This is a genomic window from Gordonia sp. UBA7599, from assembly GCA_002477755.1.
Taxonomy (GTDB): domain Bacteria; phylum Actinomycetota; class Actinomycetes; order Mycobacteriales; family Mycobacteriaceae; genus Gordonia.
This window is the reverse complement of the sequence record DLKD01000079.1, coordinates 1-12,953: the sequence shown is the minus strand read 5'-3', so window position 1 is coordinate 12,953 and position 12,953 is coordinate 1. Positions and strand designations below refer to the sequence as shown.

The 12,953-nt window shown below is 68.0% G+C and carries 13 protein-coding genes; 3 read left to right on the top strand and 10 right to left on the bottom strand.

From position 1 onward, the window contains the following. On the bottom strand, positions 1–1,120 hold a 1,120-nt coding region (locus B4L26_RS09720), incomplete at its 3' end, for an acyl-CoA dehydrogenase family protein (protein WP_290718426.1). Positions 1,121–1,150: 30 nt separating this feature from the next. Beyond that, entirely contained in the window at positions 1,151–2,515 is a 1,365-nt protein-coding gene (locus B4L26_RS09715) for an acyl-CoA dehydrogenase family protein (RefSeq protein WP_290718424.1), read from the bottom strand. A gap of 161 nt (positions 2,516–2,676) precedes the next feature. Here B4L26_RS09715 and B4L26_RS09710 point away from each other — a divergent pair, with 161 nt between their 5' ends. Continuing rightward, the gene (locus tag B4L26_RS09710) at positions 2,677–3,168 is read left to right on the top strand and encodes a DUF2752 domain-containing protein (protein WP_290718422.1); all 492 of its coding nucleotides are present in this window, start codon (positions 2,677–2,679) and stop codon (positions 3,166–3,168) included. On the opposite strand, the gene B4L26_RS09705 is transcribed toward B4L26_RS09710, so the two are convergent. Further along, entirely contained in the window at positions 3,161–3,601 is a 441-nt protein-coding gene (locus tag B4L26_RS09705; protein WP_349680478.1) for a DUF6319 family protein, read from the bottom strand. The two genes, B4L26_RS09710 and B4L26_RS09705, sit on opposite strands and share 8 nt — an antisense overlap. A 304-nt stretch (positions 3,602–3,905) precedes the next feature. Here B4L26_RS09705 and B4L26_RS09700 point away from each other — a divergent pair, with 304 nt between their 5' ends. Next, positions 3,906–4,568 carry an MBL fold metallo-hydrolase gene (locus tag B4L26_RS09700; RefSeq protein ID WP_290718417.1) on the top strand — a complete coding sequence of 221 codons (663 nt, stop codon included), beginning with the start codon at positions 3,906–3,908 and terminating at the stop codon, positions 4,566–4,568. A 137-nt stretch (positions 4,569–4,705) separates the two neighbouring features. After that, the gene (locus B4L26_RS09695; RefSeq protein WP_290718415.1) at positions 4,706–5,191 is read left to right on the top strand and encodes an ABZJ_00895 family protein; all 486 of its coding nucleotides are present in this window, start codon (positions 4,706–4,708) and stop codon (positions 5,189–5,191) included. 13 nt (positions 5,192–5,204) lie between these two features. On the opposite strand, the gene B4L26_RS09690 is transcribed toward B4L26_RS09695, so the two are convergent. The 7 genes from B4L26_RS09690 to B4L26_RS09660 form a co-directional block, all read right to left on the bottom strand. Further along, positions 5,205–5,993 (bottom strand): SIR2 family NAD-dependent protein deacylase, encoded by a 789-nt coding sequence (locus tag B4L26_RS09690; RefSeq protein WP_290718413.1) that lies wholly within the window; start codon positions 5,991–5,993, stop codon positions 5,205–5,207. 41 nt (positions 5,994–6,034) lie between these two features. Beyond that, positions 6,035–7,297, bottom strand: a complete 1,263-nt coding sequence (locus tag B4L26_RS09685) for a DUF2201 family putative metallopeptidase (RefSeq protein ID WP_290718411.1) — start codon at positions 7,295–7,297, stop codon at positions 6,035–6,037. Next, positions 7,294–8,409: an AAA family ATPase gene (locus B4L26_RS09680; RefSeq protein ID WP_290718409.1), complete on the bottom strand. Its 1,116-nt coding sequence runs from the start codon at positions 8,407–8,409 to the stop codon at positions 7,294–7,296. Before B4L26_RS09680 ends, B4L26_RS09685 begins: the two co-directional genes overlap by 4 nt. Beyond that, positions 8,406–9,521, bottom strand: a complete 1,116-nt coding sequence (locus tag B4L26_RS09675) for a hypothetical protein (protein ID WP_290718408.1) — start codon at positions 9,519–9,521, stop codon at positions 8,406–8,408. Before B4L26_RS09675 ends, B4L26_RS09680 begins: the two co-directional genes overlap by 4 nt. Positions 9,522–9,582: 61 nt before the next feature. Next, positions 9,583–10,674, bottom strand: coding sequence for a hypothetical protein (locus B4L26_RS09670; RefSeq protein ID WP_290718406.1), 1,092 nt, complete (start codon positions 10,672–10,674; stop codon positions 9,583–9,585). Between the two features lie 47 nt (positions 10,675–10,721). Continuing rightward, positions 10,722–12,359 (bottom strand): FMN-binding glutamate synthase family protein, encoded by a 1,638-nt coding sequence (locus tag B4L26_RS09665; protein ID WP_290718404.1) that lies wholly within the window; start codon positions 12,357–12,359, stop codon positions 10,722–10,724. Positions 12,360–12,422: 63 nt separating this feature from the next. After that, positions 12,423–12,953 (bottom strand): inositol monophosphatase family protein (locus tag B4L26_RS09660; RefSeq protein WP_290718402.1); only part of this gene is annotated, 531 nt, incomplete at its 5' end.

Below are 12,953 nucleotides of genomic sequence, written 5' to 3'. Positions count from 1 at the left end.
CGCGCGCCCACTTCTCCAGCAGGATGCGCTCGGAGTAGCCGACGGTCGAGGCGAGCTCGACGGCCTTGTTGGTCACGTCGTTGACGGTGCGGCCGGCCTTGGCCTTCGACATCGACGCTTCCAGCGAGTTCGGCTGCTTGTTGTCGGCCATCCACGCGGCGCGCATGGTCAGCAGGTAGCTGGCCTCCCAGTCCGACTCCAAGCGGATGAACTCCGCGGCGGCGGCGTGCTGGTCGATCGCGGGACGGTCGTAGTCGATCTCGATGCCGTTCTCCTCGAGGATCCTGCGCAGCTCCTCCAACGCGGCCCGGCCGACGCCGACGGCCATCGCGGCCACCATCGGGCGGGTGTTGTCGAAGGTCTGCATGACCCCGCCGAAGCCCTTCTTGACGTCGACCTCGGGGGAGCCCAGGAGGTTGCCCGCCGGGATGCGGCAGTCCTCGAAGCGGATGACCGCGGTGTCCGACGCCCGGATACCCAGCTTCTCCTCGAGGCGCACGACGGTGACGCCGGGGTGCTCGCGCGGCACGACGAACGACTTGATCGCCGCGCGGCCGAGGCTACGGTCCACCGACGCCCACACGACGATGTGGTCGGCACGCGAACCTGCGGTGACGAAGATCTTCTCGCCGTTGATGACGTACTCGTCGCCGTCGAGGGTGGCGGTCGCGGTGACGGCGGCCGAGTCGGAGCCGAAGCTCGGCTCGGTGATCGCCATCGACGCCCACACCTTGCCCAGGCGCTCGAGCTGCTCGTCGGTGGCGACGGCGGCGATGGCCGCGTTGCCCAGGCCCTGGAAGGGCAGCGACAGCATCAGGCCGACGTCGCCGTAGGAGGCCTCCAGCGAGTTGATGATCGACTGCATGTTGCCGCCGTTGACGACGACGCCCTCAGGACGCTTCTTCTCCGCGTCGGCACGACCGCCAGCCGCACCGGCACCGGCCTGGCCGGCTGCCGACAGGCCGTCGTACAGCGCGGCGAGCGTGTCCAGCTCGACCGGGTACGCGTGCTCGGCGAGGTCGTACTTGCGCGAGATGGGACGGAACACCTCCAGGGCGGCTTGGCGCGCCTGGTCGATGTTCATGGCGAACTTCTTGGGAAGTTCCAGACTGATAGCCATGATCAGACTCTCCTTGTGGAATCGCCGCCCTTAGAGGACGACGATCCCCTCGCCGATGCCTGCGCCGCGCAGGTCGCGGTACCAGCGCTCCACCGGGTGCTCCTTGGTGAAGCCGTGGCCGCCGAGCAGCTGCACGCCGTCCAGGCCGATCTGCAGGCCCTTGTCGATGGTCAGCTTGCGCGCCAGTGCGGTCTCACGGGCGAAGGACAGGCCCTGCTCGGCCCGGGAGGCGCCGCGGAGGGTGACCAGGCGCAGGCCGTCGATCTCGGTGGCCATGGTGGCGACCATGAAGGCGACCGCCTGGCGGTTGGAGATCGGCTCGCCGAACGCCTCGCGCTCGTTGACGTAGGGGATGACGTAGTCGAGCATCGCCTTGGCGGTGCCGATGGCCAGCGCCGACCAGCCCAGGCGCGAGAGGCGAACGACGTCACGGTAGGCGGCGAACGCCTCGTCGCCCTCGACACCGCCGATGATGGCGCTCGACGGGACGGCGACATCCTGCAGCCGCAGGCGGCCCATGCCGGCGGCGCGCACGCCCATGCCGGGGTCGGCCTCGACGATGAGTCCCTTGGTGTCGGACTCGACGATGAACAGTGCCGGACGGCCGTCGAGCTCGGCGCCGACGATGAACAGCTCCGACGACCCGGCGGCCGGGACGAAGGACTTCACACCGGACAGGCGGTAGCCGCTGGGCACGCGGGTGGCCTTGGTGGCGAGGTTGAAGGCGTCGAAGAGCGGCTTGGGCTCGGCAATGACGACCGCGGACTGCGGGACGTTCTCACCGGCGAAGTCGGGCAGGTAGGTGGCCTGCTGCTCGTCGGAGCCGAAGTTGGTGAGCGTGGTCGCGACGCCGCTGGGGGCCAGCAGCGGGATGGCCAGGCCCATGTCGCCGTAGGCCATCGCCTCGGCAACCAGCGCGTTGGTGACGACGCCGCGCTCGGCGGCGGCACCGTCGTACTCCTCGGGGACGTTGATCATGGTGATGCCGAGCTCGGCGGAGCGCTCGAGGATCTCGGCGGGGGCCTCCGCCTTGGCGTCGGCCTCGTAGGCGGCGGGACGCAGGATCTCGGTGGCGAAGTCCTTCACCGTCTCGGTGATCATCTGCTGCTCGTCGTCGGGGTTCAGGTTGAACAGGCCCTTGCTCGACGTCGCGGGGCGCTTGGGCGTGCCGTCGCCGGTGGCCTTGGCGAACGCGCGGTTCGCGGCACCCAGGGTCTGGAAGCCGGTCTTGGTGCCCTGGTAAGCGACCCGGTTGATCGGATCGGCGAGGCCGTACTTGCGGGCGAACTCGGAGCCGGTCACCGCGGTCAGCACGCGCATCGCGGTACCGATCGGGGAGCGCTTGGTCTTGGTCTTGCCGACGGCGGAGGTGTCGTTGGGCTCGGTGATGGTCATGAAACGCTGCTACCTGTCTCGATCGAACTGTGGGACGGCCCTGCTCCGTCGACCGAACCGAGGTCGACGATGACCGCTGAGCGAGCATCTTACTCGCTGGTAAGAACTTACCTTACTCCACAGTAAGGAGTGTTGTCGACAGCGGCGGTACCCTGAGTCTCATGACCGCCCCAGTCTTCGCCCCCGGCATGCCGCCGGCGGGTGCTCGCTCCGGCCCGCCGCAGGGCCCTCTCCGGCGCCGACTGCCCGCGCTCGGGGTGGTGATCGGGGGAGCGGCGGTTCTCGGTGTGGCGGCAATCTGGTCGACGTCGAGTGTGACCAGCGGGCCGGGGACCTGCATCTTCCGGCACTTCACCGGACTGCCGTGCCCGGGGTGCGGGCTGACCCGCAGCTTCGTGATGCTCGCCCACGGCGACGTCGCCTCCGCATTCGGGTACAACCTCATGGGCCCGGTGCTGTTCGCCGTGCTGGCGGTGTCGGTCGCGATCGGGGTCTGGGTACTCGTGTCCGGGCGCAGCGCAACACTGTCCCGCTGGAGTTCGATGGTGTTCAGCAAGACCGCGCTCGTGGTCATCGGCGCGTGGCTCGTCTACGCCGTCGTGCGCATGATTTCCGCCGGTGCCGATCTGGGCTGGTTCCCGGTCATCACTTAGCGTCCCGGTGTGCCTCCAGGGCGGCCAGTGTCTCTTTCGCCGCCTCGAGCTCACGACTCAGCATCGCCACCTTGCGCGCGGCCTCCTCGCGTGCTGCGGCAAGCACCGATTCGGCCGCTTCCAGGGCGGCGCCGTCCCCGAGGCCGCGCAGGGCGGCCTCGACCGATGCGGGTTTCACACTGCGCGACTGATTCGGTTTGCGCCCACCGGCGGTGACGGCCACCGACCACTCGTTGTCACTGGAGCCGAAGATCGTAACGGTGACCGATCGTGGCTTCGCGAGCCTGGCCCGTGTTGCCCTCGGCTTCATCGGCTCCACCGGCTTCGGCACTGGCGCCTGCGCTCGCGTTCTCGTCGTTGCCTTCTCGACGATGGGCGGCTTTTGCGACCTGACCGGCGATTTCGGCGGATTCGACGGCGCCTGCTTGGTCATCCGGAGTTCATCGGCTTCATAGGGGAGCTCATCGTCGACACCGGTGGGGCGGATCGTCACCGTCGAGCCGTCGATCGACACGACCTTTGCCGATGTGCCCGCCGCCAATCCGAGGCTGGGGATTGCTTCGCGCAGGAAAACGGTCGTCCGTTTGCCCGCGGCTAGCGATGTAGCCAAGGCCTCGAGGTTCGCAGGGCTCAGTGAATCGGCTGCGCGAGCGCGCGGTGGCATGGGGAGTCCTCCGGGTCGGTCGATGTCGCGTCTACTTTCCCACCCGGGTCCGACATCGGCGCATGATGGGTACATGCGGATCACCAGTTTCGGCCACTCCTGCTTTCTCACCGAGATCGACGGCACGCGGATCCTTTTCGACCCCGGCACCTTCTCGTCGGGCTTCGAGTCGCTGGCCGGTCTGGATGCCATCCTGATCACCCACCAGCACCCCGACCACGCTGATCCCGCCCGGCTGCCCGCACTCGTCGCAGCCAACCCCGGTGCCCAACTCTGGTGCGACCCGCAGACCGCGCAGCAGCTCAACGCCGACTCGTCGTCGAACGGGGTCTGGCGTGACGCCCACGTCGGGCAACGGTTCACGATCGGACCTCTGACCGTGCGCGCCACCGGTGGGCGCCACGCCGTCATCCACCCCGAGCTGCCGGTGATCGACAACATCGCCTACCTCGTCGGTACCGACGAGCGGCCCGGAATGCTGCTGCACCCCGGCGATTCCTTCTACATCCCGTTCGTCACGGTCGAGGTCCTGGCGCTGCCGGCGGCCGCGCCGTGGATGAAGCTGTCGGAATCGGTCGACTACCTGCGCGGCGTCGAACCGGCCAAGGCCTTCCCGATCCACCAGGCTGTGCTCTCGCCTTCCGGCGCCGCCGTGCACAACGCCCGGCTGGCGGAGATGCGCAAGCCGACGACCGAGTTCACCGTCGTCGAGCTCGGCGCGACTGCCGAGTTCTGAATCCAGCACGGTTTCGTCAATCCAGCGTCGATCGCGGTGGGATTGGCGAAGCCGTGAAGGTAGCGCAACGATCGTTTCTGCTGCTCAAGCGCGGAATCGCAGATCTGTGGCCCAGCTGAATCTGTAGCGTGGGCGGTATGACCGACACTGACGAAGTGGGCGATGCCGGCAAGTCGGCGGGACCGCTGTGGAAGTACGTGGGGTGGTTCGTCGTCGGCTGTGTGCTGATGACCGTGATCTGGCTGCTGATCGACCTGATCATCGGCCGGAGCGGGACGGGTGTGGCGGGCATAGTCGCACCATTCATCGGCGCGTACTTCGCTTTGGACCACTTCGTTGCCGACCGTGGACGCGTTCCCGACAAGTCGGAGAAATGGTGGCTGGTCGGGGTGTCCTTCGGGGTCACGATGGTCTGGTCGGTGATCGTCGTCATCGTGGTGCTCGTGCTCGTGGCGAGCAGCGACGACATGGATGATGTCGGGGCGGGGGCGGTCGCTGGGGTCGCGGTCTCTGCCGTACTGGTGACCTTCCTCATGACCTGGTTCGGCTACTCGTTCTGGCCGAAGCGCGCGGTGCGCAATCGGGAACGGATGGCGGAGAGGCGAGAGGCGAAAGGGCGCTGAGTCGCGGGTCAGATCAGGCTTCTGATCTGGGGCCTAGCGCGGCGACCAGAGCGGGCAGGGCAGTCGCGGCGGTCGACTTGATGGTCACCGTGCCAACTCCTGACGGATCCGGGTTGATTTCGATGATCGGCACGCCGCGGGCGGCGGCCCTCTCGGGGAGTCCGGCCGCGGGGTAGACGATCCCGCTGGTCCCGATGACCAGTACCAGGTCGGTATGGGCGAATGATTCGACGGCGTTGTCCCAGTCGCGCTCGGGCAGCATCTCGCCGAACCACACGACGCCCGGGCGCACGGCGCCGCCGCAGCTCGCGCACACGGGAGGTTCGACGCGCAGTGCGTCGAGGTCGGCGTCGTCGGAGATCTCCGGTCGGGTCACCGGCCCGTCGTAGGGGGCGCGGCACACCGAGCAGCGGGTGGCGACGAGGTTGCCGTGTAGATGGCTCACGACGGTGCTGCCCGCACGCTCGTGCAGGTCATCGACGTTCTGGGTGACCACTTCGACGGACCGGTCGTTGGCGAGCTCAGCTAGTGCATGATGACCGGCGTTGGGCTCGACGCCGCTGAGCTGGCCCATGCGCCAGGCATACCAACCCCACACCAGGGCGCGGTCGGCTTCCCAGCCGTCGACCGAGGCCAGCATCATCGGGTCGAAGCGGCCCCACAGGCTGTCGTCGCCGCTGCCGCGGAAGGTGGCGATCCCGCTCTCGGCCGACATCCCGGCGCCGGTGAACACGGTGATGGCGCGGGCGTTGCGGACCAGCTCGACGACCTCGTCGGGGATGGGGGTTGCGGACTCGGACATGGCGTGAAGTCTGCCCGATCGTTGCGTGGGTGGCATGTCGTTTACCGCACGGTCGCCGCGACGTCGTCGCATTCGACGCGGACCATCCACTCCGGCGTTGGTGGCAGGTAGTCGCGGCCGTCGGCGACAAGCGCTGCGACGACGGTCATCCCGCCGACCGGCTCGTCCGGCCACGGGGTGTAGCCGTCGGTGAACACGACGCACAGCTCGGGCTTCGGGCGCAGCTCCTCGGCGACCGAAATGCCGAGCGTCATGTCCGTGCCGCCCCCGCCGACGAGCAGCACGTCAGCCGCACGCCGAGCGGGGGTAGCGGTGGCTGCGGTGTCGACGGCGATCCCGATGACGCCGTGCTCGCCGAGCTGCAGTGCGTCGAGGATCGTGTCGAACTCGGCCAGCACGTGGGCCAACGCCGCAGCGCTCATACTTCCCGACGTATCGATGACGATGGCCACGCCGGGCACCGGGCGGTGCGGGCTGGGCAACACCACTCGGGGGCTGACTGCGGCGCGTCGCGACGGCCGCCGATAGTTGTAATCGCCCCGCCCGGCCGTGTGCGAAACGGCGCGGCGGACCGCGCCCGCGAGCACCTGCTGCCATGGCACCTGCGGTCCCGAAGAAACGTCCTCCACCCAACGCCCGACCCGCCCCGCCGAGGGGCCCGCGGCCGCAGCGATCTCGCGGCGCAGCGCGTCGGACTCGACTTTGGTCACTTTGGGGAGGTCAGGAAGGTGCTGAGCCTCATGGTCGCGCACGAACCCGTCCGCGCCGCTGCCGCAGTCGCGGTGGTCGTGGGAGTCGTCGTCGGCATCGGGGCTGTCCTCGGCGGGATCAGTGTCGTCGGGGCGTGCCGTCGACAGCTGGGCGAAACGCGCTTCGACAGTCAGCTTCGGGTCACCCTCCCAGATCGGGAGATCCTCGGGCCCGGACGCGGAGTCTTCGCACAACTCGCGGATAGCGGTGTCTGCCGCGAAGTGCCATGCCTCGCGCGTCTGTGTCGTCACGCCGACCGCGCGGGCGCGCACGGCGTGCTGGTTCAACAGGTGCCACAACAGGTGTACGAGCTCGCGCCCGATCACCGGGATGTCGGCATCGGCCAACCAGTCTGGGTTGATGTAGAGACGCCACTGCTCGTCGATGCTCATCTGGGCCACGGCCGGCGTTGCGACAGGGATCAGCGCGTACAGCCCACGCGCGAGATAGGCGAGTCCGCGTGGCGCGTCACATCCGGGAGGCGAGGAGTGCGTCGGCGAACTGACCACCCATAGCCGGGCCGCGGTGAGCCGGGTCGTGTCGAAAGATGTCACAGCAGGCCCGCCATGGCCAGCGCTGGGCCGAAGACGGCGATCTCGCGGGGAACGGCAACACCGTACGGGCGTTGCTCGGGCGCGACGAGGGCGCGGATGGCGGGCACGGCGGGATCGATCCCAGCCTCGTCGGCGGCCTGGCAGCAGAGTGTCACCGCTGTCGTCCACCGGTCGTCGGTGCCGTCGTCGGATGCCGTCACCGCCACCAGCGACTGCAGGACGACATAGATGCGGTCGGGGCGCAGCGTGCTGAAGTCGATCGTCTCCGCACCGTCGAGGAGGCGGTGCGGATCGGGCAGATCCAGGTTTGCCTTCCACGCCAGGAACTCGTGGGCGGTGGCGTCGCCGATCGCGCCGGCGACGGCGATCCGGATCGCATCCTCACCGACGCCGACGACCTGACCGAGCGCACCCAGCCGTGCCGCGAACTCCCAAGTCCGGGGAGTGGGGAAGGACCGCGACCGTGAGGCGTGATCGCGGGGGATGACACTGAGCTGGTTCTGTCGGGCGCGCAGGAAGCCCGTGACGCCTGCCAACTCCCGCTTCACCCGGGCCGCGAAATCGTCGGGCAGATCCCACGTCGGTAGCGACGGCCACCGACCGGTGACGGATCCCTGGGCAAAGACGTCCAGCGCCATCGCGTAGTCGACGTGGACGAAGCGCGACGCGGTCGGTGCAGCCAGCTCCCAACCGGCCGCCGCGACGTCGACCGGGTTGGCAGCGGCGACAAACGTTACCGACTCAGGCAGCTGAAGTCGGCCGACCTGGCGGTGCGTCAGGATCCGCAGTGCCGCAGCCTGCAGCGACGGGGCGGCCGTGGAGAACTCATCGAAGAAGCAGATCGCCGGCCCGTCGTGCTCGGCCAGCCGCTGCGCCCACGCGGGCGGGGCGAGGACGACGTTCCCGTCACCGGAGACAATAGGGAGTCCGGCCAGGTCCGACGGCTCGCTCTGCGAGAGGATCACCGTCTCGACCATCCAACCGGCGTTCTGCGCCGCCGATTCGATCATCGACGTCTTGCCCTCGCCCGGGTTGCCCCACAGGATCGCGGGGATGCCGGCGGAAACGCACAGGCCGAGCGCGTCGAGGGTGTGGCGGTAGTTCTCAGTCATGCCGGCAACGTATCGGCGGGGTCGGACATCGTCGGAGAGACGGCGAAGCTTTCCGGATAGTGATGCCTCCACACTGTGGACAACCGTTGCAGCCGGTCAATGCCCGTGCGGTTGACGGCATGTGAGGCGGCTTCGACGGCATAGAGCGTCGCGAAGACGTCCTCATCGACGCTCCAGAGCCAGTGCCGGGGTGACAGGTCGAGCAAGTGGGAAAAAACGGAGTGGTTCGCCCCGGCCAGGTGCAACGCGCAGAGGTCGTCGTACAGCGGGCGGTCCGTCGACCAGGGAAAGCGGAACTCGGTGGAGAGGACCTGCTCGATTGCGCGGTGGAGGAGGTTCTGCTCGACTGCAGGATTCGCCCCCATGGTCGCGGTGAGGCGATCGTGGAAGTCGGGATCCTGGTACAGCATGTCGACCACGACGGGGACGATGAGGCCGTCGGTGTCGAGGTCAGGTGAAACCGGTAGTGAGGTGGGCAGTGAGTCGACGGGCGTCAGGGGCCACGAGGGCGTCGCCGATTGCGGTTCGAGCGTGCCATAGACGACCTTGAGGCAGGTGTAGACCGACGGCCGTTCCATAGGTCGTCCGAGGGCGGCCCACGCGTCCACGAGCCGTCTCGGGTGCACCCCCGCCGCCCAGGCGATGTCCACCCCGTCGGATTCGGCCACGATGGATCGTGCCTGTTCGGCCCAGGGCTCAGACGGCCCACCCGGTCCCTGCGGGAGAAGCGCCTGCATGAGTTCGTGGAAGTGCCCGATGTTGGATAGCTTGCGCAGCTTGTGCGCGGCAGTTACCGCGCTGACGAACCGGGTTCGCAGACCTATCCGTGGGCCGATCGTCCACTCACCGGGGCCGACGAACCGGATCGGGTACGGCTTGGCATGCAGGCGGAGGAGTGCAGTTTGTGCGACCGATCCGACCTGAACCTCCAGGTGCTCACACGAGTGCGACACGCCGGCCAAGGCACAGACAACGCGCTCGGACTCCCAATCGAAGGGGAAGGTCACCGACCAATCGGTTTCGATCGTGGCGGGATGCGGCCCCGCAGAACAGGCGATCTCAAAGGTGAGCGGCTCTGCCAACCGATGGCCCCGCAGTCGTACGTTCTCCATGGTCGGGGAACGTACGCGCGGGGACCGACATCGAGTCTCGCGATTGTGTCAGCGAAGGATGTCATCCCACGCCGTTGGTGCTCCATGACTCCGGATAGTGGTGCATCCAGGTGTGGGTCAGCTTCGTCATCCGGCCGGGCCGGAGCGTGCCGCCCATGTGGGTGTCGTGCTCGATCGCGTACAGCGTCGCGAAGACATCCTCGGTGACGTTGTCCCAGATCGGGTCCTTGAACGGGAGGTCGAGGAGCATGGAAAGCGCTCGGTCGTTGGCGCCGGAATGGTGCATGTGGCGGCTTCCGCGACGGATTACGACGTGAATGTTCCGGTCGGTGGGGCGGGCGGTGGACGAGCAATCGCTGTTGTCCGGCGAGAAGATCTGTTCGAGCGCGCGGTGGAGCAGACACTGCGCGGGCTGCGGGTTCTCTGTGGCAGTGGTGGCGAGAAGCTCCCGGAAATCGGGATCCCGGCTGAGCATGTTGACGAGCATGAGTGCCCTGCGGTTCTCGCGTCCGGCAGCGGACAGGGCGCCGACGGGCGGTAGGCCCTTACGTATTGCCGATCGCTGCTCGGGGGTGGCGTAGACGAACTTGAGATATGTATAGACCGAGGGTGGTGCGGACGGCCATCCGAGAGCCGCCCACGCGGCGACGAGGCGTCTCGGGTGCACGCCCGCAGCCCAGGCGATGTCTATTCCGTCGGATTCGGCCACGATGGATCGTGCCTGTTCGGCCCAGCGCTCGGGCGGCCCACCCGGTCCTTCCGGCAGAAGGGCCTGCATGAGTTCTTGGAAGTGCCCGATGTCGGATGGCTCGCGCAGCTTGTGCGCGGCAGTGACCGCGCTGACAAACCGCGTTCGCAGACCCGTCCACGGGTCGATCGTCCACTTTCCGGGACCGACGAACCGGATCGGGTATGGCTTGATGCGCAAGCGGAGGAGGACAGCCAGCGCGACCGATCCGCCCTGAACTGCCAGATGCTCACACGAGTGCGAGACGCCGGCCAGGGCGGACGCTATGCGCTCGGACTCCAGATCAAAGGGGAGGGTCACCGACCAATCGGTCTCGATCGTGACCGGATGCGACCCCGCCGAACACGCGATCTCGACGGTGAGCGGCGCCGCCAACCGATGACCCCGCAGCTCTACGTTCTCCATGTCCGGGGACCGTACGCACGGGGACCGACACAGGTCCGGGCTGAGGGTTACTCGAGGTCGTCGATAACCCCGATCGGTTCCATGACCTCGGCGACTTCCACCGGGTCGAGTGTCTCGGCCGAGGCGGTCACCCAGTCGCGGTGCCAGGCCTCGGGTGGATCGGTGAGCAGTTGGCGGTGCTCGAGCCACTCGAACAGGTCGTGGTAGGTCATGGTGACCTGGGGGTCGACGCGGCGGAACAGCTTGCGCGGTGTCAATTGGTCGAAGGAGTCCAACCCCATCGACGAGATGATCTGCCGCGCCGAGTTCACCGTCTTGTCCTGGTACTGGTAGACGCGCTGGATCTTGTCGTCGACGACCAGCGCGCGGGCCCGCGCCGGGTCCTGGGTCGCGACGCCGACCGGGCAGGTGTTGGTGTGGCACTTCTGCGCCTGGATGCAGCCGATCGCGAACATCATCGCGCGCGCGGCGAGCGTGAAATCGGCGCCCTGACAGATGCGCTTGACGATGTCGATGCCGGTCGCGACCTTGCCGCTCGCCCCGAGCTTGATCTGGTCGCGCAACCCGACGCCGACGAGGGCGTTGTGGACGAACATCAGGCCCTCGGTCAGCGGCATGCCGACGTGGTCCTCGAATTCGACCGGACCGGCGCCCGTCCCGCCCTCCGAACCGTCGACGATGATGAAGTCGGGGGTGATGTCGGTGGCGAGCATGCCCTTGCAGATGGCGAGGAACTCCCGCTTCGAACCGATGCACAGCTTGAATCCAACTGGCTTGCCGCCGGACAGCACCCGCAACTGCTCGATGAACTCCATGAGCTCGACCGGGGTGTGGAATGCGTTGTGCGCGGGGGGCGAGACCACCGTCGTCCCCACCGCGACGCCGCGCGCCGCGGCGACCTCGGCATTGACCTTGGCGCCGGGCAGCAATCCGCCCAGACCCGGCTTCGCGCCCTGGGAGAGCTTGATGTTGATGGCTTTGACCTGGTCGCTCTGGGCTCGCTCGGCGAACTTCTCCGGATCGAAGTGACCGTCCTCGGTGCGGCACCCGAAGTAGCCCGAGGCCACCTCCATGATCAGGTCGCCGCCGCGCTTGCGGTGGTACTTGCTGATCGAGCCCTCACCGGTGTCGTGGGCGAAACCACCCAGTGCCGCACCGCCGTTCAACGCCTCGATCGCATTCGCCGACATCGACCCGAAGCTCATCGCCGACACGTTCAACAGCGCGATGTCGTAGGGCTTGGTGCACCGCGGGCCGCCCAGGCGCACACGCGGCTGCGGACCGTCGGGCTTGGGCTTGGCGCGCAGCGAGTGCGCGACGAACTCGTAGCCGACGGCATTGACGTCGCGCTGGGTGCCGAACGGCTCCTCGCCGTGGTTTCCCTTGGCGCGGTCGTACACCAGGTCGCGCAGCTCGCGGTCGAACGGCCGGCCCTCGGTGTTGGACTCGATGAAGTACTGGCGGATCTCGGGCCGGATCTCTTCCATAAGGAACCGTGCGTGCCCGATGATCGGGTAATTGCGCGTCACCGAGTGTTTCGTCTGGATCAGGTCGTAGACCCCGACACCGCCCAGCGCGGCGACGACGACGGCCAGGACCCACCACAGCCAGCCCCCGGCGAACCAACCCAGGGCTGCCAATGCGGCAGACACGACGAACACCGACAGGACTGCGAGCCACCTCATAGCGTCATCGTGGCACCGGCACCCAGTCGGTGTGAGCGGAATCACATATCGGACAGGGCGGCGTCAGCGCAGCGCCGACAGCACCTCGTCGTGCAGGAGTCCGTTGGTTGCGACAGCGCTGCCGCCACGCGGTCCCGGCTCACCGTCGAGGTTGGTGAACCGCCCGCCCGCCTCTCGCACGAGCACATCCACCGCGGCGAGGTCCCACAGTGACACCTCCGGTTCGGCGGCGATGTCCACGGCGCCCTCGGCGACCAGACAGTAGTTCCAGAAGTCGCCGAACCCGCGGACCCGCCAGACCTCGTCTGTCAGGGCGACGAACTGTCCGCGCAGTCCGAGCTCGCCCCAGCCGGACAGACTCGAGAACGCCAGGCTGGCATCGGTCAACCCGGCGACCGACGACACTCCGATCCGACGCGGCTGCGCCGACTCGGGGCCGACGGTGAAGGCGCCCTCGCCGGCCGACGCCCACCAGCGCCGGCCCAGGGCGGGGGCGGAAACCACGCCGACGACGGGCACCCCGTCGTCGATCAGCGCGATGAGCGTCGCCCATACCGGGACGCCGCGCACGAAGTTCTTGGTGCCGTCGATCGG

What these genes read in the sequence shown, in the direction of transcription:
- B4L26_RS09700 (WP_290718417.1), top strand. Translation starts at nt 3,906, where the DNA reads ATGCGGATCACCAGTTTCGGCCACTCCTGCTTTCTCACCGAGATCGAC.
- B4L26_RS09705 (WP_349680478.1), bottom strand. Translation starts at nt 3,601, where the DNA reads ATGACCAAGCAGGCGCCGTCGAATCCGCCGAAATCGCCGGTCAGGTCG.
- B4L26_RS09715 (WP_290718424.1), bottom strand. Translation starts at nt 2,515, where the DNA reads ATGACCATCACCGAGCCCAACGACACCTCCGCCGTCGGCAAGACCAAG.
- B4L26_RS09670 (WP_290718406.1), bottom strand. Translation starts at nt 10,674, where the DNA reads ATGGAGAACGTAGAGCTGCGGGGTCATCGGTTGGCGGCGCCGCTCACC.
- B4L26_RS09690 (WP_290718413.1), bottom strand. Translation starts at nt 5,993, where the DNA reads ATGTCCGAGTCCGCAACCCCCATCCCCGACGAGGTCGTCGAGCTGGTC.
- B4L26_RS09665 (WP_290718404.1), bottom strand. Translation starts at nt 12,359, where the DNA reads ATGAGGTGGCTCGCAGTCCTGTCGGTGTTCGTCGTGTCTGCCGCATTG.
- B4L26_RS09680 (WP_290718409.1), bottom strand. Translation starts at nt 8,409, where the DNA reads ATGACTGAGAACTACCGCCACACCCTCGACGCGCTCGGCCTGTGCGTT.
- B4L26_RS09710 (WP_290718422.1), top strand. Translation starts at nt 2,677, where the DNA reads ATGACCGCCCCAGTCTTCGCCCCCGGCATGCCGCCGGCGGGTGCTCGC.
- B4L26_RS09695 (WP_290718415.1), top strand. Translation starts at nt 4,706, where the DNA reads ATGACCGACACTGACGAAGTGGGCGATGCCGGCAAGTCGGCGGGACCG.
- B4L26_RS09675 (WP_290718408.1), bottom strand. Translation starts at nt 9,521, where the DNA reads ATGGAGAACGTACGACTGCGGGGCCATCGGTTGGCAGAGCCGCTCACC.